This is a genomic window from uncultured Microscilla sp. (assembly GCF_947493425.1).
Classification (GTDB): Bacteria; Bacteroidota; Bacteroidia; order Cytophagales; family Microscillaceae; genus Microscilla.
The window spans coordinates 1-24,467 of record NZ_CANLRP010000125.1 but is presented as its reverse complement, the minus strand read 5'-3'; the positions used below and the strand labels follow the sequence as shown (position 1 = coordinate 24,467).

General features: G+C 38.9%; 10 protein-coding genes and 1 other RNA gene. 8 read left to right on the top strand and 3 right to left on the bottom strand.

Going from position 1 to position 24,467, the window contains the following annotated elements; genetic code table 11:
* Positions 1-946 precede the first annotated feature (946 nt).
* The 3 genes from Q0954_RS24255 to Q0954_RS24245 all read left to right on the top strand — a co-directional run bounded on the left by Q0954_RS24255 (position 947) and on the right by Q0954_RS24245 (position 6,978).
* The gene (locus Q0954_RS24255; protein WP_299461338.1) at positions 947-2,929 is read left to right on the top strand and encodes an OmpA family protein; all 1,983 of its coding nucleotides are present in this window, start codon (positions 947-949) and stop codon (positions 2,927-2,929) included.
* Between the two features lie 134 nt (positions 2,930-3,063).
* Entirely contained in the window at positions 3,064-4,272 is a 1,209-nt protein-coding gene (locus tag Q0954_RS24250) for an AIR synthase related protein (protein ID WP_299461336.1), read from the top strand.
* 198 nt (positions 4,273-4,470) lie between these two features.
* Positions 4,471-6,978, top strand: coding sequence for a DUF5686 family protein (locus Q0954_RS24245; protein WP_299461334.1), 2,508 nt, complete (start codon positions 4,471-4,473; stop codon positions 6,976-6,978).
* Between the two features lie 61 nt (positions 6,979-7,039).
* Here Q0954_RS24245 and Q0954_RS24240 read toward each other — a convergent pair whose 3' ends face one another.
* On the bottom strand, positions 7,040-12,106 hold the full coding sequence (locus Q0954_RS24240; RefSeq protein ID WP_299461332.1) for a hypothetical protein: 5,067 nt from the start codon (positions 12,104-12,106) through the stop codon (positions 7,040-7,042).
* A gap of 326 nt (positions 12,107-12,432) precedes the next feature.
* On the opposite strand from Q0954_RS24240, the gene rnpB reads away from it, so the two are divergent.
* The 3 genes from rnpB to Q0954_RS24225 all read left to right on the top strand — a co-directional run bounded on the left by rnpB (position 12,433) and on the right by Q0954_RS24225 (position 15,998).
* Positions 12,433-12,837: RNase P RNA component class A (gene rnpB, locus Q0954_RS24235), an RNA gene on the top strand.
* Positions 12,838-13,082: 245 nt separating this feature from the next.
* The gene (locus Q0954_RS24230) at positions 13,083-14,264 is read left to right on the top strand and encodes a sigma-54 dependent transcriptional regulator (protein ID WP_299461330.1); all 1,182 of its coding nucleotides are present in this window, start codon (positions 13,083-13,085) and stop codon (positions 14,262-14,264) included.
* An 852-nt stretch (positions 14,265-15,116) separates the two neighbouring features.
* On the top strand, positions 15,117-15,998 hold the full coding sequence (locus Q0954_RS24225; RefSeq protein ID WP_299461328.1) for a class I SAM-dependent methyltransferase: 882 nt from the start codon (positions 15,117-15,119) through the stop codon (positions 15,996-15,998).
* 62 nt (positions 15,999-16,060) lie between these two features.
* Here Q0954_RS24225 and Q0954_RS24220 read toward each other — a convergent pair whose 3' ends face one another.
* Entirely contained in the window at positions 16,061-18,211 is a 2,151-nt protein-coding gene (locus tag Q0954_RS24220; RefSeq protein WP_299461326.1) for a 7TM diverse intracellular signaling domain-containing protein, read from the bottom strand.
* A 397-nt stretch (positions 18,212-18,608) separates the two neighbouring features.
* Here Q0954_RS24220 and Q0954_RS24215 point away from each other — a divergent pair, with 397 nt between their 5' ends.
* Positions 18,609-19,457 carry an SGNH/GDSL hydrolase family protein gene (locus Q0954_RS24215; protein WP_299461324.1) on the top strand — a complete coding sequence of 283 codons (849 nt, stop codon included), beginning with the start codon at positions 18,609-18,611 and terminating at the stop codon, positions 19,455-19,457.
* Positions 19,458-19,815: 358 nt separating this feature from the next.
* Positions 19,816-21,372 carry a glutamine-hydrolyzing GMP synthase gene (gene guaA, locus Q0954_RS24210; protein ID WP_299461322.1) on the top strand — a complete coding sequence of 519 codons (1,557 nt, stop codon included), beginning with the start codon at positions 19,816-19,818 and terminating at the stop codon, positions 21,370-21,372.
* Between the two features lie 346 nt (positions 21,373-21,718).
* Here the strand turns inward: guaA and Q0954_RS24205 are convergent, their stop codons facing one another.
* On the bottom strand, positions 21,719-23,962 hold the full coding sequence (locus Q0954_RS24205; RefSeq protein ID WP_299461320.1) for an alkaline phosphatase D family protein: 2,244 nt from the start codon (positions 23,960-23,962) through the stop codon (positions 21,719-21,721).
* Positions 23,963-24,467: the final 505 nt, after the last annotated feature.

Here is a 24,467-nt window from a genome sequence, read left to right as displayed (position 1 = left end):
TCCTTAAATCACTTGAGATAAACCAGAAATGGGAGATATACTGGAGTACCATCACTTAATATTGTACAGAAGGATATTTTTTATATTAGGGAAGCTTACTCTTTTGCCCTACCTTAAGAGTACTCATAAAAGTTATACAACCACTTTTTTAAAGCAAAACCAAGCTCCTACACCTAATGTATATCTTTTAATGACTCTCTGGGAAATAAGGCATTGGATGGGCAATTCAAAAATAACTATTGCTTTGGCAAATGAGTTTGGTACAATGTAGAAGGCTCATACAAACTACCCCATAAAGGATAGAATTGTTTGGAAGCCTGCTTATCTCCAAGCAAAAGCCTTGGAGAGATAAAGAAATTAAGAAAGTAAAATAATGCTTTATGAGTGCTCATTTTACGAATTTCAATAACTTTGTCTAAGAAATTTACTGGCTTGGTGCCACCATAAGGCAAAAGCTACGTAATGTATTTTCAGAACCACCACAAAACATAAGAGAAAAAATAGTGGTTTTACTACTACTCTAGACTCTTAGGAATGGTACCAAAATAAATACGCATTCTTAACCTCATCTTTTGAGGCTATACTTTGTTAAAAAATAGACGAATAGCGATGCTATGAGCCGACCATCCCTCAAGCTCGCTCAATATCCACTGGATATTGCCGTACCGCGTCTAGCAACAAAATATTTTAGCGTTACTATAGAAATTTATTTTTACACCATTCCTAAGGAATGGTGAGAAATTAAATTACCATTCTTGAGGTAGAGGTTTTGTTTTGAGACGAGGCTATTTTTTGCGCCCATAGCAGCGCTACGGGCAATAAAAATAACGAAGTATCAAGGCGAAAAATCACCCCTCAGAGTGTAAATTTATTTTTGAACAATTCCTTAGAAAAGTAAATGTTAAATTATTTATAAATTTTGCCCAAATCAAATCAAAATAATACTATGAACAAGATCAAGCACAAAATACTTGTAATGGGGTGCCTGTTAGCCTCATTAGGCTTTGTGACGAGCTGTAGTTCTAACTTTAAGCTTGGCAAAAAAAAATACGATCTTCATGAATACCACGAAGCCATCAAATATTTTGAAAAAGCTGAAGCCTCAGGACATCCCAAGAAAGAAACACACTTTTATATTGCTGAGTCTTACCGTATGTCAAACCAAATGCGTAAAGCACTCCCTTTTTACCAAAAAGCTATAGAGGCTCGCTCACGTGAAGACGAAGCACGCTTTCATTATGCCGAATGCCTTAAGTTTATGGGTAAGTACAAAGAAGCGCATGTATTGTATGAAAAATACGCCAAAACAGGCAAAAACTATAAACTGAGAAAAAAAGCCCGTACTGAGATAAAAAACCTGGAAAAGCTCGAAAGTATGGTAAAAGAAGAACACCATTATACCATTACTAATTGTGAGGGACTCAACACTAAAAGTGCCGAGTTTTCTCCAATGATCCATAAAGGTAAAATGGTATTTACCTCAGCCAGAAAAGAGACTGTATTCAAAGGCAATGGGGCTGCTTACTTAGGTATTTACGCCCATGAATTTGATCATCCCACCAAATTTACTGGTGAAGCAAAGCTATATGAAGATGACATTCACCATGAAACCGAACACGATGCTTCGCCTACTTTTGCCCGTAATGGCTCGTTTATGATTTTTGCCCGAAGTGGCAACAAGAAAAAAGGCAGACGAACCACTGACTTGTTTATTTCACGCCGTCAGGCAGATGGCACTTGGGGAGAAGCTGAGTTGCTTGAAATCAGTTCAGACAAAGCCTGGGATGCTTGCCCTTCTATATCACCTGATGGCAAACGTTTGTATTTTTCGTCTGACCGCAAAGGAGGCGCTGGTGGAAATGACATCTGGGTAGCCAACTTAACATCTTCGGGAAGGGCTTATGGAGTGCGTAATGTTGGCCGACAGATTAACACTAATCACAGCGAAAAATTTCCTTATGTAGATAACAAAGGTAAGCTTTATTTTTCATCTACCGGGCATTGGGGTTTAGGAGGGCTAGACCTGTTTGTTGCTACTCGTCGAAACGGTAAAGTTGAGGTGACAAATATGGGAGTACCCTTTAACTCTCCTGCCGATGATTTTGGTATTATTTACAATACTGACTCTACTGGTTATTTTTCGTCTGATCGTGAAGGTGGCAAAGGTGGAGATGACATTTACCATTTCTTAGATCAAACACCTAAAACTAAAACATTCAATTATTTTCTTGCCATTGATGTAGCTGTAGAAGATACTGTAACTCAAGAAGACATTCCATTGCCAGGCTCTAAGGTAGAAGTATATGAAGGGACTATTGCCAGCATAAAAAAAGGAAGCAAGCCAATCCATACCTTTACAGCAGATGCCAAAGGACACGTCAAGGAGTTTCCAGTAAAAGTAAAAACTGATTATGTAATTAAAGCTGGTAATAATGTAAGCAAGGTACAATACATCACCAACGAGGAAGAGTATAGTATGCTGGGACGTGAAGCTGACCAGGATGATCCCAAATACAAAAAAGCTGTAAACGATATTCATTTACAAACCACAGTATACCTTAAGCCTGTATTGGGTTATGAGTTTGAGGCCATTATCTTTTATGATTTTGCCCGCTGGGAAATTCGCCCGGATGCGGCCAAAGAACTAGACGAGCGAGTGCTTACTTTCTTGAAAAACAACCCAAAGCTTATTGTAGAACTAGGCTCTCATACTGATGCCAGAGGTACAGATCAAAACAACTTGATTCTTTCGCAAAAACGCGCCAAGTCAGCAGTAGATTATTTAATCTCAAAAGGGATTGATCCTGACCGTATCAAAGCCAAAGGTTACGGAGAGACTGACTTAAAAATAAAAGAAGCCAAAACCGAAGAAGAACACCAGGCAAACCGTCGTACTACTGTCAAAGTACTTGGTATAATGAGCGAATAAAATAGGGTGAATATTCTGAAAATTTATAATGCTGATGAGCACAAGGTGGTTCATCAGCATTTTTTTTTGTGTGCTAAAGTCCCGAACTTGCCGCTGTTTTCGTGAAGTTCATCATTAGCATCATTAAATTTATTATGAGATACGACCAAAGAGGGGTTTCGGCCTCTAAAGAAGATGTGCACAACGCCATCAAAAATATAGATAAGGGTTTGTACCCAAAGGCTTTTTGTAAAATCATTCCTGATATTATTGGAAGAGATGAGGCTTTTTGTAACATTATGCACGCTGATGGGGCAGGTACTAAATCATCGCTTGCCTACCTCTACTGGCGCGAAACGGGTGACTTATCGGTATGGAAAGGTATTGCACAGGATGCATTGGTCATGAATATAGATGATTTGTTATGTGTAGGCGCCACTCAGGATATTTTGGTGTCCTCTACTATTGGTCGTAACAAAAACTTGGTATCTGGTGAAGTAATTGCAGAAATTATCAATGGTACTGAAGAGTTTTTAGCCCTCTTGCGTGAACACGGCTTAATGGCTTATAGTACTGGTGGTGAAACAGCTGATGTGGGCGATTTGGTGCGCACTATCATCGTTGATAGTTGTGTAACGGCACGTATGCGTAGAGCAGATGTAATTAACAATGACCGTATAAAACCGGGCAATGTTATTGTAGGGCTTGCTTCATTTGGTAAAGCCACTTATGAGTCGGTGTATAATGGTGGCATGGGCAGCAATGGGCTTACTTCGGCTCGTCACGATGTGTTTAACCATGCCTTGGCAAGTAAATACCCTGAAAGTTTTGACAATGCCATTGCTGACAATTTGGTATACATAGGACAATACAATCTAACTGATGCTATTCCTGCACAGTTTCACCAGGCAAACAACAACAGTTTTGCCCACGATCAACTATCTACCTTAGATATAGGAAAACTTGTGCTTTCTCCTACGCGTACTTATGCACCTATTATGCAGGCAGTATTTGCAGAACACCGTACCAAAATAGATGGAATGGTACACTGCAGTGGTGGTGGACAAACCAAGATTTTACACTTTATTGACCAATACCACATTATCAAAGACAACCTGTTTGAAACCCCGGCATTGTTCCAAATCATTCGTGAAGAAAGCAACACTCAATGGAAAGAGATGTATAAAGTGTTTAATATGGGGCATCGTATGGAGTTATACACAGATGAAGCTACTGCCAATGCTATTATCAAAATAGCCCATTCATTTGAAGTAGACGCACAAATTATAGGAAGAGTAGAGCCTAGTCCTACCCCTCAGTTGACCATTGCTACCAACGAAGGTAATTTCGGATACACAAAATAACCTTCATTTTTTACTATTTGCCTGATAAACTTGTAAATTTGCAGCTTTCGAAAACTATCTTTGGTACAGAAATCGTTGAGTCTTGATTATGAACAGGTTAAATGTTCACTTTCGAACTTGATAAAACTTCCAGGGGAAAACTATTCAAAATATAAAAGTAATAAGTCTCCTCTATACCAGATGTAACACTTAAAGTTTATGTTACGAGTAATTGTGTCTTTTAGGGCATTTTTCACCACTGTTATCATAGTGTTGTTTGCAACTTTATCAGGCATTGGTCAATCTATTATCATTACAGGTAAGGTGGTCAATGCACAAGATAATGCTCCTTTGTCTTTTGTCAATGTACTGATAAACAATAACGCCAAAGGAACTACTACCAACATTGATGGCTTCTTTTCTATTACTGTACAAGAGTCTGCACTCAAAAAAATGAGTTTTAATTATGCAGGCTTTGCCCCTTTTGTATACCATGTCAAAACCAAGGCTGACCTAAAGCCTCTTCGTAGGCAACTCACCATTAAGCTCTACCAAAGTACCAACCAACCTTTACAAAGCACCGTTGCCAATAACAATAGTCCAGCAAGCGCAATTATCAAACGAGTATACCAAAACCGTAAACGAAATAACCCCAAAAACCTCAAGTCTTACAAGTATAACGCATACCACAAGTTTTATATCAATCTCAAAAATAAGATCCCAGCACAAACAGCCGCTGAGGTAGACTCATCGAATACACTGGACAGTACCGAAAAACGGTTGGCACACTACCTTAGAAAACACCACTTGTTTTTGAGCGAAGCGGTTACCCAACACCAATATATTTTTCCTAATTATTACAAAAAAACTCTTCAGGGAAACCGTATTTCTGGCGTACAAAACTCTGTATTCCTAAGCATTGATCAACGTTTACAACCTTTTTCATTTTATAAAACACATATCAATGTATTTGGAAAAAAGTACCTCAACCCTATTAGTCACAATAGTGATAAAAAATACAGTTTTGAAGTTAGTGATACCTTATTTATAGGTGAAAACAGCATTTATGTAATTCACTTCTACCCTCTACCGGGTAAAAACTTTGAAGCACTCAAAGGTGTACTTTATATCAACACTAAGTACTATGCCATTCAGAATGTAGTATTTGAACCCGTAGACCAATACCAAAGCACGAGTTTCCGTATTCAGCAAGAGTACCACCTGTTAAAAGACAAATACTGGTTTCCAGTACAGTTAAGTGCTAACATCATTTTTCATAAGAAAAAGCTAGGTGAACGCCCTATGGTAGGCACCCTGCGCACTTTTCTGAAGGACATCGAGCTTTATCCACCTCTAAGACCCAGAGATTTTTCAAAAGTAACTTTTGAAGTAGCACCAAAAGCGAATAATCAAACACCAGACTTTTGGAAAAATCAACATCAGGCTCATCCTTTGAGTCCCAAAGATACACTCACCTACACCTATATAGACAGTGTAAGTAACCATCGTCTCTTCAATCATTTGGCAACCACCTTGAAACTAGCTACTTATGATAAGCTTAGCTACAGGTCACTGGATTTTAAGGTAAGTGAAATGATTCAATACAATGGCTATGAGGGCATTCGTTTAGGTGCTCATTTTAGTACTAATGAAAAAATCTCTGAAATTTTTAAAGGAACGGGATATGTTGCTTATGGTACCAAGGATGGGAATTTTAAATATGGTGCGTCCATGAGTGTTCAAAATATTTTCAAACGTTTTGATCCACAACTAGGCGTTTACTTTAGTCAAGATGTAACAGAACCTGCTGACTTAAACCTGCTGGCTCCTGAACGTTGGTCGCTAAATGGGGTGTTACGCCAGGCATTAATCACAAGAATGGATAAAGTGAAAACCTTAGGGGCATATATCAAAGTTCGTCCTTTCAGGAATTTACAGTTATTGGCAGGCTTCAAAAATCAACAGATTGAACCTACTTATCACTACGAATACCTAAGCACTACTATAAGCTCCCCTGACAATACCCCTATTGCTCTCAATGAGTTTAACATAAGTGAAGTAACACTTGGTTTACGCTATGCTTATCGTGAGTCTTTTATGAAAAAAGACCACCACGAAGTATACCTAGGTAGCCAATATCCAGTTATTCAATTTAACTACAAACGAGGATTACCCAGCGTATTAAATAGTGAATTCGACTACTATAAAATAGAAGGGCAAGCAGCCTACAGTTTTTGTCTGCCAACAACTGGAACCACCACCATTCGCCTACAGGCAGGAATGATACAAGGGGAAACTCCTTATCCTTTGCTTTACAACGGACGTGGAGGCCTTACTCAATTGCCTATCATGGTAGATCATAGTTTTCAGGTGATGGGGTTGTATGAATTTGTATCTGATCGTTTTTTTAACGCTTTTATTTCTCAAAACCTGGGGCGTTTGCTATATAGAAGCAATGCTACCTGGTTTCAGCCAGAGTTAATATTAGTACAAAATATTGGTTTTGGAACGTTGACACACGTAGATCGTCACCAAATGCTAGACTTTAAAACTATGGAACAAGGCTATTTTGAAAGTGGGGTGTTGCTTGACAAACTCTTGCGTATCAATTATTATCAAGTAGCTAACTTAAATATAGGTACTGGAGTTTTTTATCGTTATGGTACTTACACCAAAAAAGGTTTAGAAAACTTTGCCCTTAAAGTAACTTTAGGCTTATCATTTTAATATGCATTTTATTTTCCTGGGATAATTTTGCAAAATCACCCCAGGAAAATAAGATGCTTTCTTAGTTACTCACAACAAAATTAGCCCTTAATGCTTTCTTGCCCATTTTCATTTCTATATGATATAAACCCTCTGCCAACGGCGTAGATGGTAACAATCGAACTATCTGAGTTCCTTGCGGCTTTATTGCGACTTCTTGTTGATGAACAATGGCTCCTTGTACACTATAAATGATAGCTTGACAAATCTCTTTATGTTGAACTCCTTTAAGCTGTAGCTGAATGTTCTTACCACTGGCAGGGTTAGGCACTACCAACATACCAACTTTGTCGGCCAACTTGGTGTTGAAGCTTTTAACAGGCGAATAACCATAGGTGTTGTCTTTGTTAAATTGAGCAATACGGTAATAAGAAATGCCTTCATGGGGCTGTTTATCAATCCACTGATAAGTGTTAGCCAAATCTTGAGCATTGACTTTGGCTAAGGCATAATACCTCACTCCATCTTGTGAACGCTCTATAGAAAAATACTTCGCTTGATGCCCACCTTGCAATACCCAATCTAAGTATGCCTGCCCCATATTAGGAGTAACTTTAAAGTTCAAAAAGCTTACAGGTAGAGGCATAGTAGCCATAGAGATTACATGAGGAGAAAAGTCGGTAATGTTTACCGCTGTAACAGTACCTATACCCGTAGCGGTGCCAGTAGAATAGTTTAAATAAGGTGAATCCCAATCGCCAATGGTGGCATTGTAGTGTTGAATGGCTAACTGGACAGCAGGAGTAGGCAATGTATTCTCACTTCCTCGATACGACAAGGTAATATCTGCCCCTGGAGCAGGCAAAGGGTTTACTGATGAGCTAATGTCCCACCAACGATCTACCACCAGAGTAGCATCTGCTCCTGAAATTCCAGTGAGGTTTACCCCAGGCACCAAAGGCAAATTATTGACCCCTGTTCCCCTCGTAGAAATAGAAATGGTAGTGTTGGTGTTAGTTTTCTTATTAAAGGTAACAGGAATATACTCTGCTGCAGAAACTCCAAAAGGAAAAACATAAGAAGCTACATTGGTACCAGTATACCAACTTACAATGCTTTGATTGGTGCCTACTACAGCTTCGCTGTTAATGAAACCACTGCCAATGCGCACCAATGCAGTGGGTAAAGCATTGTTTATGGACAACTTGTTTTGGTTCAGCCCTAACTCGACACTGTTCAGAGTCAGTATATTATTGACCTCTATGGATGCGCCTAAAGTAATGGTTTGATTGATTGCTTCAAGCTGAAGGTTGTAAAAAACAGAAGAGCTGGTACCACCTATCATTTCATCATGAGTGCTCATAAAGCGTACTGTACTATTATTCAAGCTCAACACCCCTCCATTGTTCATCCAACTTCCGTGTACATCTAATGTATGAGTTCCGCTGATAGTAAAGTTAGCCCCGCTTTCTATAGTCAGATTTTTGCATAACGCCCCATTGCCATTGATCACAGGCCAATTGGCCACACCTGCCCCCGGAATAATCACATTAGTGGTAGCGTTAGGCACATTTTCACACCAATTCAAAGAATTAAACCAGTCATTATTAAACTCCCCTGTCCAAATAACTGTAGTGGCTGAAGCCACTGAAAAACCAATATTTAAGCCTCCATGTGAACCACCTACCCCTTCCTTGATCAAAAATTCTACTTTAGAGGTAGGCAACAGTAAACCTGTCCAAACCCCTACGTGACTATCACAACAGTCGTCATGAGAAAAAACAGTTACTCCATCTATTCTAAGCTCACAGTAATCATCGTGGTTAGGAATGTCTATTCGATAAGACCCACAAGGGAAATTTGTTCTTTTATATACATAAGAGTGGTTATCGGCTGGCACCTCACACCCAATATAACCTGGCGCATTAGAGGGTGTAGTATAAGCATTCCATTTAGACCTGGTATCAAAACTTAAACTGGTTTCTTCATAATGTCCATTTAACTTATCAAATTCTTTGCCTTCGTAGCAGAACACATTCCATTGACCATCACCATATTCAGTACCAGTAAGCGTAGGGGCCTTTACAACTATAGTTACTTGAGCATCTTTGGTACTACAGTTATTACTTCCAGTAACAGTATAGGTGGTAGTGGTAGCAGGGGTAGCAGTCACTGAACTTCCAGTAGTCGCACTCAATGTAGCATCAGTTGCCCAACTATAAGTATTGGCTCCACTTGCAGTCAAGGTCACCGTCTCCCCTTTACATATAGTAAGCATAGACGCCGTTACTTGAGTAGTAGTCAGTGGATCGACTGTAATGTTGATCGTTCGTGTAAGCTGGCAACCTGTTATGGGGTCAGTAGCTGTGCAAGTAATGGTACGTGCTCCATTAGCTCCTGCTTTGGCGGTAGCTATTACGGTATTGCCAGTAGTAGTACTTAAATCAATATAGGTAGCATCGGTAGACCAAGTGATATTGGTGCCACTCAGCGAGGCAGTCAAAGTAGACGACGTGGTTTCGCAAATGGTAACATCAGGCGAGGTAATGTTTAAGGTAGAAGATAAATTGGTAAAGGCAAGTCCCCCATGACTATTTCCGTTAAACTCTCGACAGCGTAGCTCTACTGTAGAAGTAGAACCTAAAAACCCCTTCCAAACATCAGTATGAGAATCGCAACAACCCTCATGATTAAACACTTCTACTCCATCAATCCAGAGTGACGCATAATCATCATGATTGGTGATATCTATTTGGTAATAACCACAAGTAAAGTTAGTTCTTTTATAACTGATGGAATACTGGTCATCGGGCAATGTACAACCAGTATATCCTGAAGCAAGCGAAGGGTTAGTGTTCAAGTTCCAACGATTCCTGGAATCAAAACTTAAATCAGGTTCGACATACATTCCATAATAATTTTGGAAGTCATTGCCATTATAACAATACACATTCCATTGACCATCACCAAATACGTTAGGGTTTTGTGTACCTCCTACAGTTACTGTTACTGTAGTAGAGCCTGTGGTACATCCATCATAGCCAGTCACCGTATAAGTAGTAGTAGAGGTAGGCGAGGCAGTTACTACCCCTCCAGTAGTAGCGCTTAAACCAGTAGCTGGTGACCAAGTATAAGAACTGGCTCCATTAGCCGTTAAGGTAACCGATTGCCCTCCACAAATAACTGGAGTAGAAGGAGTCACTGTTACTCCCACTAATGTGCTCATTTGCACGGTAATCTGGTCAGTCAAGGTGCAACCATCTTTAGTAGCTGTTACAGTATAGGTAGTAGGGCTGGATACGGTAGCCGTAACGCTAGCACTAGTAGTAGAGCTTAAACCTGTGGCGGGCGACCAGGAGTAAGTTGCATCAGGATCATAAGTAGCTGCTAAGGCTACAGGCACATTGGCACAAACCGATGGGGCAGGCATTTGTACCAAGTCAAGCTTGGTAAAAGTCAATTCACCAGCTGAAGCCCCCCCTCCTTCCTTCCAACGAAACTCAACAGTAGAACTAGGGCCCAACATACCTGTCCATACATTGGTGTGCCCATCTCCCCAACCATCGTGTGTGGCCACTTCTACACCATTGATGTATAACCAATACTGATCGTCATGCAGGGGTACATCTAATTGATAGAACCCACAATCAAAATTAGTACGTTTATAGCTCACAGCGTGGTTATTTACCCAGATAGTACAACCGTTATAACCTGAGGCATTGGAAGGTGTATCATATAATCCCCAGCGATCAGAGGATTTAAAACTAAGGTTGGGTTCTGTGTACATTCCCTCTAATGAGGTGAAGTCTCCACTATAACAGTATACATTCCAGGTTCCATTACCAAACACACTCGCATCAGTTATTGGGCTCCCGACATTTACTGTAAACGTTTGCGTGGTGGTTATACCACAACCATTGTCACCAGTGACTGTATAAGTAGTAGTGGTAGCAGGACTGGCTATCACAGTATTGCCCGCAGTATTATTTAAGCCAGTAGCGGGCGACCAAGAATAAGTGTTGGCACCTGTGGCTGTCAAAGAAGTAGATTCGCCAGCGCAAATAGTAGCATTGGTAGCAGTAATAGAAATAGTAGGTGTATTTGAAACCGTGACAGTAATGTCTTTACTTTCGCTACAGCCTGTTGTAGGGTCAGTGGCAGTTACAGTATAGGTAGTGGTAGTTGAGGGGGTAGCAGTAACATTCTTTCCAGTAGTAGTATTCAAGTCAGTAGCAGGCGCCCAAGTATAGTCCATGCCTGTAATAGCTTCAGAAGCAATACTCAAATTAGCTGATACACCTACACACACTGCCGGGTTGGGCGAAAGTGTAAATGTATTTTGAAAATCACCGTTTTTTACCAATTCAAAGTTCAAGTAACCATTGCCATAGTATTCGGCATAGCGTACTTCTACTTCTGAGTTGGGACCTAAGTACCCTTCCCATACCTTGCCTAGGTTTTGACAACAAGTAGTAGTGCTCAATACTTGCACCCCGTTTACATATATTTCTAGTTTATCATCATAGCCAGTCACATTCATCTGATACTTTCCACAAACAAAATTGGTACGCTTAAAGCTTACCGAATGATTGTTGTCGGGTACATCACCACAAGCTACAAATGAGCCGTAGTTATCAGGAGACTGATGTATGGGATAATAGTCAACGGTGTTGATGCCTAAATCTGCCCCTGTCTGAAAGTACCCTACATAAGTATTCCAATTGTTGTCAAGGTAAGTATGCCCATACCAAAACCCATCGCCAAATAAGGTTGGGTCTCCCGAAGCAGTTTGTACCCCAAAAGCCCCAGAAGCTGACCCTATGATTACGGGATCGTTGCTGACTACCCGAACCTTATAGCCTGTTCCAGCCGATGTAGAAGTAGGTAACGTGGCAAATGTAGAATTGGCAGAGGTTCCTACAAGAGAGCCAATGGTAACAGGAGACGAAAAATCGCCACTGGCGTCAGACAATTGGATGCTAAATGCATTACCAGAGTTGAAAACACCTGTAATTGAGAAGTGGACACTGATGGTTTGCCCTGCACAAAAGGGAAAGCCTGAAACGTTGTGGGTAGTAATGGTTTGTGCCTGAATGCCTGAATAAGCTATAACCCACAGGATTATAGTGGTTAGTTTAAATTTCATCATTATTATTCGTACTATGCTTTGTCGCAGTATAAATGCGTATTATTACCCAAAGGTAAGTCGAAAAAGTAATATTTCAGGCAGTTTAAGGTAGATTTTAGACCACTGACGCTTTAAATAGTATAAATACCGCTTTATTAACTATGAACCTTTGTAGGTGGTTTTAACAGAAAAAACCAAAGAAAAATTACTTGCTCATCGATACTTTTCGTCACTAATCACGTATGTAATCGAGCCGATGGTATTAAGAAAAAGGGCTGGATTAAATAAAAAACAGGGTGAATCAATGCCGTGTTTTCTCAGAAATACATTAAATTTACTTAATAGAATTTGCAAGTAACCTTATCGCTTCCTAATAATATTGGGAAGAGGAAAGTCCGGGCAACACAGAGCATCGTACTTCCTAACAGGAAGGCTTTTGATGGGTTAAATCATTAAAAGACAGAAAGTGCCACAGAAAATATACCGCCTTGAGCAATCGAGGTAAGGGTGAAATGGCGAGGTAAGAGCTCACCGCGTTTTGGGTAACCAAAACGGCAGGGTAAACCTTACGAGTTGAAAGACCAAATAAGCAAGCATTGTAGAGTTGGTAAACATCAATCTCTACTGAAGGGCGGCTCGTCTTAGTTTGTGGGTAGGTCGATGGAGTTTTTCTGCAAAGAAAGGCCTAGATAAATGATAGGGATTTTGGGAAACCAAAAAAACAGAACCCGGCTTATAAACTTGCATTTTCTTTATTTTATCAATAATTTTTTTATATTGGCGTTTGAACATTAAGAATGGGCAAAAGTTACTTTAAGCCGTTCTTAGGAATGAGTTTAAAAACAAGATGTCAGCTTTTAGACTAAAATTTTTCCTGTATTAAGATGGGACAGGATTACATATTCATTCCACTTTTAAAATAACAGGCATAATAATTTTGTAAGGGTTTGTGCTTGCAAACCATCACCGCACTTAATAGCAGATTACACATAGAATTATGGCGAAAATCTTAATCATTGATGATGAAAAAAGTATACGGTACACACTACGCGATATCTTAGAGTATGAGAAGTATGAAGTGGACGAAGCCAAAGATGGCGAAGAAGGCTTTGAAATGCTCAAAAAAAACGACTATGATGTAGCATTGTGTGATATTAAAATGCCTAAAATGGATGGTATTGAGGTGCTTGAAAAAAGCGGCTCATTAGGCAAAGATACTCAGTTCATTATGATTTCTGCCCACGGCACTATCAAAACTGCTGTAGAGGCTACCAAACTTGGCGCGTTCGATTTTATTCAAAAACCACCCGATTTGAACCGCTTATTACTATGTGTAAGAAACGCTCTCGATAAGTCAAACCTGGTAACAGAAACCAAGGTACTTAGACGAAAAATCTCTAAAACTTATGATATTGTCGGAGAGTCAGAAGCTATTCAACGTGTAAAAGAAGACATTGAAAAAGTAGCGCCTACCGATGCCCGTGTACTCATTACAGGACCTAATGGCTCTGGTAAGGAGTTGGTGTGTAAATGGTTACATGCTAAGAGTTATCGTGCCGATAAACCTTTGATTGAAGTAAACTGTGCTGCTATTCCAAGCGAACTAATTGAAAGTGAGCTTTTTGGGCACGAAAAAGGAGCCTTTACTTCCGCAGTAAAACAACGCATTGGAAAATTTGAAAGAGCCAATGGAGGCACGTTATTTTTGGACGAAATTGGAGACATGAGCCTTTCGGCACAAGCTAAAGTGCTCAGGGCACTACAGGAAGGTAAAATCACGAGAGTAGGGGGTGACAAAGAAATAAAAGTGAATGTTCGTGTAATAGCTGCCACCAACAAAAATCTACTGAAAGAAGTAGAAGAAAATAATTTTCGCTTAGACCTTTACCACCGTTTGGGTGTCATTCTTATTCATGTACCTCCACTGGTAGAACGCCGAGACGACATTCCACTACTTATAGACAAGTTTTTACAGGATATAGCCAACGAATATGGCGCAGCGTCTAAAAAAATGGAGGCTGATGCCTTAGAATACCTGAAAGGACTGGATTGGAAAGGGAATATTCGCGAATTACGAAATGTAGTAGAACGTTTGGTAATTATGAGCGGTGAAAAGAAAGAAATTGCTGAAAAAGATGCTCAAATGTATACTTCGGTTACACAATACGAAAACCAATAGTACAAGTTACTTTTGTAAAATATATATAATAAGCCATTTCTGGTATATCAGAAGTGGCTTTTGCTTTTAGAGTCCTGTTTAAAAATTAGCTGATTGTCTTCTTTTCAATAGTGAAACAAAGCTCCGAACTTGATTCAGAGAATTTATAAAATCGCTAAATATTATTATAACCTGAGCTGAAAAAGTGATTTTTTAACTTCAAAGACAAAGTTTAAATATAACTCATCTCGCCTTTTAACAATGAGCCGCAAACATTGAAGTCAATGAACAAAAGCAATAATTTTCGCAAATAGTCAAAAAATAGAAAACGACTTTATTCTCTTAAGCTTCCCCGCAATGATACATATTATGTAACGAAGCTCTCTATACTATTCATTAAGGTTTGTTAAGCTACTGTTAGTTCGGTCGTTAAATAACCTTTACTTACACAAGGCATTTTATTCTAATAAATAATCGCATATTTCTTTTGTTACCACATTTATAAAGGAATAAAAGCACATTTCATTATAATAATGATATAAAACATAACTTAAACACAAAAAAAATAATCCAAATTAAATGTAATAAAAAAGATTTAAAATTATATTTTTAAAGCAAAACTGATTTCCTGCAAATCTGATAACTAGCAACGAAGTTTCATTTAAAATTGTTTTTATCAGCCTTTAATACGCATCTAACCTTTCCCAATAAATGATTCCCTCCTCTATAGCCAGCACAAGCTTGCTTACATATACAAACACACTTAGCAACAACATTTTCTTAGAATCATCCAATGTTTTTTTATCTTTGTAAACATTGAATATCTTGAGGGTCTAACCACCTGGAATTATATTACTTTATTTAAAAACCACAATGGAAACAGTACGGCAACTAAAAAAGATCATTGAAAAAAATGGTCCTGACCGAAGCGACTATGGTATGCTTGATTCACTTTTACACAACTTAACGGATCAAGATTTTGTTGCTATTCAACAAAGTAACCTGTTAAAAAATGTAGACTTGTTAAAAGATGATAAATCGATCATGGGGCACATTTTTACTAAACCTTATGGTTATGCAGGTGACTTTCATATCATAGATAGGATATACACTCGCAACTTGAATAACAATTACATAAAGTGGGATCAATACTCACTAGAGAACTCTGCTGCACAAGCAGTAAGAAATCGTAAAAGTTATTTTCAGAAACTAATGCACAAAAAAGTCAAAAATTGGACATCTAACGAAAGCATTGAGCTATTAAATGTGGCAAGTGGTCCGGCAAGAGACTTAAAAGAGTTATATGACCAGCTATACAATAAAAGCATCGTCAATACGACTTGCGTAGAAATGGATGCCAAGGCCATTGCTTACGCGCAAAATCTTAATAAAGCCCACCTGAATCATATCAACTTTATTCAAAGAAATATTTTCAGGTATAATGATACAACAAAATATGATGTGATTTGGTCAGCAGGCTTGTTTGACTATTTCAATGATAAATGTTTTGTGAGGGTATTGAACAAAATGAAAACCTGGCTTAAACATCAAGGTGAGATCATCATCGGAAACTTTAACCAAGACCACAACCCAAGCAGAAAATACATGGAGTTGTTTGGAGACTGGTTTTTGGTTCATCGTACCAAAGAAGAAATGATTCAACTTGCTGAAAAAGCAGGGTTTGACAGAAAGAATATTACTGTAAAGAGTGAAGCCGAAAATGTGAATTTGTTTTTACATATCAAACAAGACTAAGGGCTTGTTTAAAATTCTTCCGAATTATTACCTTAAGGTTGCCATATTATAGGTAGCCTTTTTTATTTACTTATATCAACCTTAATTCCAATCAAGAGCATATCGTCTACTTGTGCTTTGTCTCCTTGCCAGTCTTTTATTGTTTGAGCTATAGTTTCCTTTTGTTTTGCCAAGCTTAATGGTTGCACCTCTTTCAACAATTCACGTAACCTGCCAGGCGTAAATTTTTTGTCATTTCTACCACCAAACTGATCTTGCAACCCATCTGAAAACAAATAAAAAGTAGTGGGCTGTTCCAGCGAAATTTCGTGTGATATAAATACACTGCCATTGTTTGTTTGTCCTTCTCCTATTTGATTGCCGCCTACCGAGTAACGACTAGCCTTGATATGCTCTATTTGTTTGTTTTGGTAATACACCAAGTGATTTTTTGCTCCAGCATAACACAATTTTTTATTGGTTTTATCAATGGTTACTAAAGCGATGTCCATCCCATCACGGTTATTAGTATCTTCCTGTTTTAAAGTGTTCCATATATGTGTATGCAACTTAGTCAGTATTACATCGGGCGCTGTCACTTGTTCGGTACGTATTATTTCGTTCATTACTTCAATACCAATCATAGACATCAAGGCTCCAGGTACCCCATGTCCAGTACAATCTACCGCTGCCACTACTAGTTTTTCGCCTACTTGTTGAAAGTAATAAAAATCGCCTGAGACTTTTTCAAGTGGATTAAAAAAGATGAAAAAGTTATCTTCTCCCAACATATTTACTACTTTTTTGTCAAGCGATAAAGCAGCACTTTGAATGGTTTGGGCATAGTCAATGGAGGCGTTCAAGTGTTCATTTTTTTCGTGTATATCTCGATAAGCCTTCCGTAAAGCACTGTGTATCTCGCTCAACTCTTCTGCTTGGGTCTCAAGTTCTTCTTTTTGATTTTGTATTTCTCTGGTACGTTCTTCTACTTTTTGTTCCAGCACTTCTTTTTGCTCTCTTACCAAAGCAAGGTTGGTAGCTTGGGCAAACTCTTTTTCTTTTTTCAGTGAATTAAGGCGATCACCCAAGGCTAAACCAAAGATTAAGGCTTCTACCCCAAATCCTACATACATAATTTGTTGGGTAAACACGTTAATAGGGATGATGTTATTCACAGAAGCAATGAAGATGAACACCCCTGTAATAGCAAAGCCCCAACCTAGAGTATAAAAACGAGCTTTTTTATACCCTTTGAACCACAAGTAAATGCCACAAACCAATAGGCTAAAATAGAATAATATAATAAACAATTGGTAGGGAATCAACAAAGAGGTAAAATTGGAAAGTGGCAACAAGTTGAGGCAGGGAAAAATGACGACCAGGATTAACATTAAAAGTAATAGCCAAAACCTAACTTTAGGAGCAGCTTGCTGCAAATCAAGGTAATGTACAGCAAATAAGTAAATAAAATAGAACGCAATGCCATGCCAAACAAAGAAGTAGTCCCAAAAAAAACGGTGTGAAAACAGTGAGTATCCGCTATCAAAAGTAATGTTAAACATAATGCCTAACAGTGCCAGAATGTAGTACACATATACTTTATCTTTGGTAGCATACCATATAAAAGAGTTATAAACCACCATGGAAAGAATAAGGATCACAAAACCTGCCACCAAGTAATCAAACATACGAAAGTAACGGGAAAAGGCATATACTGACCCTACATGAAAAGAATGCACATGCGGAAACTTACCTAAAACTCTTAAATAAAGTACTTTTGTAGCAGTATCATTGGCACGGACAATGCGTATACAGTAGTTTCCAAAAGCAGACGCTTTACTTTTGTTGGATCTGAGTGCTCCCAATAATTTAGGAGAAGCATACTTTAACGATGAGTCACCAGGTAGGGGGGCATAAAAATCAGCGTACCATACCCCAAATGAATCGCCTATTTCAAGCCATACATCTTCGTCTAACCGATTTTGTACAGTAATTTTAAACCATACCACTGGAGTATTATACCGAACAACACCTTTATGATTCTGCTCAAATTTTTGTTGGTTCGATGGGGTCAAAATATCTTGTAGGGTGAGTTTGCCAGATTCATCTTCTAAGAACTGGACGTTTTTACTACCCAGCAACAGTTTTCTTTTATCTTTAACAAAGATGGTATTCTGTGCTGCAGTAAAATGACAAAAACACAAAAAAGATATAAGTAACGCAGTAATCTTCATTGGCGTTTCCGATGCTTTTTAAAGTTATCAAATAGGCTAAGATCAAAAGGTATGCAGATTTTAATGCGATCAATCCTTATTCATTGATTAGTTTGGCTCAATGCCCAAGTAGAAACAAAATGATTCTACAAAAGCATTAAAATACTTATAAAAAAAACATTTTAATCAAACCATCTCCTGCCAATGCCACTACAAGAAACGAAGAAATGATGGCAATTTGACCGATTTTTGCACAATAAAAGCCGTCTCTACAATTAACCAATGCTTTGTCAGTTATTTGTACGTCAAACTATAGATATTTGATGTAACTCTTCAGAAATAAGCCCAAAGTAGTTGGCTGTTTTTGCTGCTTTCCTGTTGGTCTTATACGCTGACCTAATCAAAACTTGAAAATGTCATGTACTTTGCTTTGTTCTTGCTACTGCTTGTAGCTGTTCCATTAGGGATATTTATTTACCTCTACCGTCTTGTCCAGTCTTTGCCCCTCAACCACCCAGTAGCATTTCTTGAAGAACTGGAACCTGGAGATGGGCGTCAAATTGTAGTTTGTGCTGGAGACGACTTAACTCAAGGCAATATGGGAGCAAACTATGTAGACATTCTGGAAGATAAACTTGACCAACGCTTGTATCATGTAGTCAATGCTGGCGTTAACGGTGATTTATCTGAACACCTTGTCAATCGGCTGGATGAAATCATTGCCTGTAACCCTACCCATGTAGTATTGTTGATTGGCACCAATGACCTAAACGCTATGCTGGATGATAAAAATATGGCAACTTATCGCCAACTCAAAAAAATCAGTGAAAAACCTCTCACAGATCAATACCGAGAAAACGTAAGCCTAATCATTGAGGCACTGAAAATGCGTAGCCGGGCACGGGTTGCTATTATGTCTATACCCCTTATAGGCGAAAAACTCAATGATAAGGCCAATGCTCAAACACAGGCTTATGCCGAAATCATTGAACAGTTGGCAGCTTTCCATAAGATTACTTACCTGCCTTTGCAAGAAAAACAACGGGCATTTTTAACCAAAACCAAATTTAGCCCCAAACGCAAATATAAGCCTACTACCCGCCTGGTAGCCACCACTATGTTTAGAAGATATATTTTGGGACAAAGCTTCGATAAGATTGCCGCATTGAACGGTTTTTTGATGACACCTGACTATTTACACCTTAATACCTTTGGGGCAAATATGGTTGCTGGATTGATAGCTGATTTTGTCGAAGGGCGTACTTAAGCATAGGATTGGTCTTATTTGTCATTGACCAATAGTCCATAGCTGATGTAAGTAAATGTTCACCTTGTTAAATACTGTAAACCAGTATTTTATATTAAGACTGTGTACTCACTTTATTTTTAAAAGTGTGTCGGTTTTACGCCTAAACACTCAATTAAATAGTTTTTAAATTCATCAATAACTGATCACCAGCAAACAACTTTGACTAAAATCACTGCGGAGCACTGATTGAAAGAATTCCTCAAATAATGTATAGAAAAAGGCGTACACGCTAAATCTTATAGTGATCACTTCACAATTCAAGTAAAATTTAAAATCACTCATTGGCAAAATCCTTTATTCGAACTACCTTTGCCTCATGAAGCCAAACAATACCAAAACACAAATTCTAATCTTCGATTTTGGGTCCCAATATACCCAATTGATCGCTCGTAGGGTACGCGAGTTGAACGTCTACTGTGAGATTCTTCCTTATAACAATGAGATTTTAAACAATGCTGAAAGCTTAACTAATGTCAAGGGGATTATTCTGTCAGGAAGTCCTTGCTCAGTACTTGACAATGAAGCTCCTACATTTCCATTAGCAAAGTTTCAAGGCAAGGTTCCCCTGTTAGGGGTGTGCTATGGCGCACAGCTGATGGCACACAAAGCAGGTGGCAAAGTACAACCTTCGGCTACCCGCGAATACGGAAGAGCTAACCTACACTTTGTACAGAGTAATGCTACTTTATTTAAAAATATTCCAAGCAACTCGCAGGTTTGGATGTCTCATGGAGACAGCATTATTGATATTCCTGAAAGTTTTGAGATACTTGCCAGTACCGCATCTGTAAAGGTAGGAGGCTATAAAATTGCTAATCAGGATACTTATGGCATACAATTTCACCCTGAAGTAACCCATACTACTGAAGGCAAACAGTTGTTGCAAAACTTTGTGGTAGACATCTGTGGTTGTGAACAAACCTGGACTCCTGATTCTTTTATTGAAACTACTGTAGCTGAACTAAAAGCCCAAATAGGCAATGATAAAGTAGTATTAGGGCTTTCGGGTGGAGTAGATTCGTCAGTGGCTGCCGTACTTTTACACCAAGCAATTGGCAAAAACTTATATGCTATTTTTGTAGACAATGGCTTGTTACGTAAAGATGAGTTTGAAGAAGTACTGGAGTCTTATAAAGGCATGGGGCTCAATGTAACTGGAGTAGATGCCAAGCAAGACTTTTATGATGTGCTCAAAGGCTTGAAAGACCCTGAGCAAAAACGTAAAGCCATTGGTGGCAAGTTTATCGATGTGTTTCAGGAAGAGGCCAATAAAATACAAGGTGTCAAATGGTTAGGACAAGGCACGATTTATCCTGATATTATAGAGTCAGTTTCAGTCAAAGGACCTTCGGCTACTATTAAGTCACACCATAATGTAGGCGGTTTGCCCGAAAAGATGGACTTAAAAGTAGTAGAACCACTCAATACATTATTTAAAGACGAAGTTCGGAGAGTAGGCAAGAGCCTTGAAATTGATGACAAAATCTTGGGTCGCCACCCTTTCCCTGGTCCAGGACTTGCCATTCGTATCTTAAGTGACATTACTCCAGAGAAGGTAGACATTTTGCAACAAGTAGATGCTATTTTCATCAATGGTCTCAAAACCAGCGGCTTGTATGATGACGTATGGCAGGCAGGCGCTATGTTGCTTCCCGTACAATCGGTAGGAGTAATGGGTGATGAACGTACTTACGAAAATGTGGTGGCGTTGCGTGCAGTACATAGTCTGGATGGTATGACAGCCGACTGGGTACATTTACCTTATGAGTTTCTTGCTGAAACCTCTAACAAAATTATCAATCAGGTAAAAGGAGTAAACCGGGTAGTGTACGACATTAGTTCAAAACCACCTGCTACTATAGAGTGGGAATAATTTTTGGATAGCTTATATATTAACTATACATAACAGAGGGCTAAGGTCCTCTGTTGTTGCTTGAGCCCTTTTACTAATGATATAAAGCGTAACTTAGTTTATTTTACCAATCCATACAGCCAATGCTGTCTAAACGAAGTTTGCTTTTTATTTGAGTTGTAAGGTTTAAAACATAAAAAATGCCCCCGCATGTAGAGCTTTGCAACTTCACACACTAAGGGCACGGTCACATACTGAATCAGCATGTGATTTTTAATATACATTAAATAAGGAATAAATCCAAATACAGGACAATAAAATCACACATCCTGTTCTGTTATTAATACCTTATCATTCTCAATCAAAACTATCGTCTAATCAATAAACGGCGACTTACTGATTTGCCTTGAGTAATTACTTTATAGATATAAGTACCCGCTTTAAGATCGTTCACCCCAAAAGTGACATTGTACAAGCCCGCCTCTTGCGATTGGCTCAACACACTTTTTACCAGTTTGCCTTTATTGTTATAAATCAAGATTTGAACTTTACCATCTTGTGCCAAAGCATAGTGCAAATTGGTTTCAGTATTTGCCGGGTTAGGATAGTTACCTACTACCAACAAACCAGCTCCAGTATTATGGTTGCTTACACGCTTGTTTAAAGGTGTAGTAGGCGCAGACGCAGTATAAAGGTTACGGTTGGCAGCGGCACGACTTGCTTTGCGTAAATAACGTTCGTTGTTGCGAACATACCAGCTTTGTCCATAACGCTGGCTATTATTACGAGTCTTGATGTCGTTCATATAAAACCAGTCAGCCTGTACTCTGCCTGAGTTTACATCTATTACCATATAGCCGTGGTCTTCAAGATTACGCTCTTTCAGGTGAGGATTTAATACATCAAGCAAACCACTGGCAACAAAACCAGCAAAATCACCAATCAAACCAAGGTCTACAAACTCATCAAAATTGGCTGAGGTAACGCTTGAGGTTACAAACTCTACCATTGCCGAATAACGCTTGCCAAATAAGGCGTATTTCCATTGCGAGGTAGGCACATCAGCCGCAAAAGTGGTGTGGATATCGCCTGTCAACACTACTACATTTTTAATATTCTTATCCATCACATAATCAATGATTTTGCCTCGCTCGTCCTGATAGCCATCCCAGGTATCTTTGATGTCAAAACCATTGAAAGGGAAAAACATTACCTGATTTCCAATCAATTTCCACTTAGCTGAAGAACTGCTTAACTGATTTTTAAACCAAGCAAGTTGCTCAGCTCCCAACATGCTTCTTTGGGCTGTAGTACGTGCTTGCTGATCAGGGCTGTCTTTTTGTGCTTTCAACAACAAATTTCTCAACTTTAGAAATTCAGGCTGGGTTTTTACATCTTTACTTTGTTTGCGAAGCTCTACCCACTTTACTAAAGTTTTAATGGCAAAGTCAAACTCCTCAGTGGTTAGGGCATTAGGAGCCTTTTGATTGCCCGTGTTCACATTTACCATATAAGGTAAAAACTCTTTCAACAAAGTAGTCAGTTTATCACCTTCAGTAGTACGACTTCGTGACAATTCGCGGGCACGCGCTTCTAATTTTTTAGCCGTGCTTTTTCTAAATAAACCACCTCCTGCTTGTGCTTCACGTCCTTCTATACGTGTGTCTAGCATAATCAAGTCTACCAAGTTGCCATAGCTTATCTTACGGTAAATACGGTTTTTTACCAAGTCGCTGGTGCGTACTGGCATCCACTCAAAATACGCCTTAAAAGCATTGCCTTTGCGTTTGCCCCAACTTCCTTCATTACTTTGATGGTTTTGAGCACCATCTTTATATGCATCATTAGCAAACTCGTGGTCATCCCATACTGTAACAAAAGGCAGCTGCTGATGCAAACGACGCAATTGAGGGTCTAAACGGTAGTAAGAATAGCGAATACGGTAATCTTCTAAGGTAATGATTTCGTGGCTTGGCTCGTGGGTACGTCCTACCTCATCGGTATAACCAAACTCTCCAGTAGCGTACTCATAGATATAGTCACCCAAGTGAATAACCGCATCAATATCGTTGCGTTCGGCAATGTTGCCATACGCATTAAAGTAACCACTCTGATAGTTAGAGCAAGATACTACCACAAAACGCAAATTTTCTACATTGGTAGTAGGTGCAGTACGGGTGCGTCCTACCAACGAGTTTCTACCCAAAGCACTAAAATGGTAGTAATAGGTAGTTGCCGGCTGGAGTCCGTCTGCATCTACTTTTACCGTGTAATCTTTGGTTTCATTGGTCACTACTACACCAGAGTTTACAATATTTTGCATTTTTGGATCAGTAGCTACTTGCCAAATCACCTCTATATTGCCAGGGGTATCAGGGGTAACTCTTGTCCACAGAATTACTCGGTCAGACAAAGGGTCTCCAGAAGCCACTCCATGATAAAAAGGCGCCAAGCCTTGATCAAAATAATTGTGTAATTTTTGGGATGTTTTACCCGAAGTAGTACGAGTAATTTTCACAATGCGTGTTCTTTGATTGTTAGCCATTGTTTGGGCAAAGCTATAGCTTACACCCACCAGACATAAAGCCAGGGCTAGTAAAACTTTTTTCATCTGTTTTATAAGGTTTAAGTTTAAACTGTAAGGTTGCTCATGGGCAACAACAACAAGTCGTTTATCACACATTTACAACCTCAGCAAACATTCATAAGTGTATGCCTCAGCATTACATTCTTAAGTGACACATACACCAATATGTGTAAAAGGGTAAGTAAATTTTATGGGCGCAAAGGTGGGAAACAGATGTTACGCCAATATTTTGTGAAGCATAAGGCTTTGTCTTTTTTTCGGGTAAAAATGGGTAATATGTGGTAAAATTTTAATCTTAGTTTGATCTTTATAGGTTGATTTTACAAAATGAACTCTGGTCATTTACTACACCACAGTATACAAGGTGTCTAAGGGTTATTTTACCCTCCCAGGCAAGTTACTATATTGTTATCAGTGGTTAAGTAAGTGTATTATCTTTTAATGGTCTGATCACTTACGTTTCGCTGATTTCTAGGTTGGAAAAAAGAAAATAGTTAAACTCGCTGTATGATCACAGAACGAGTAGATG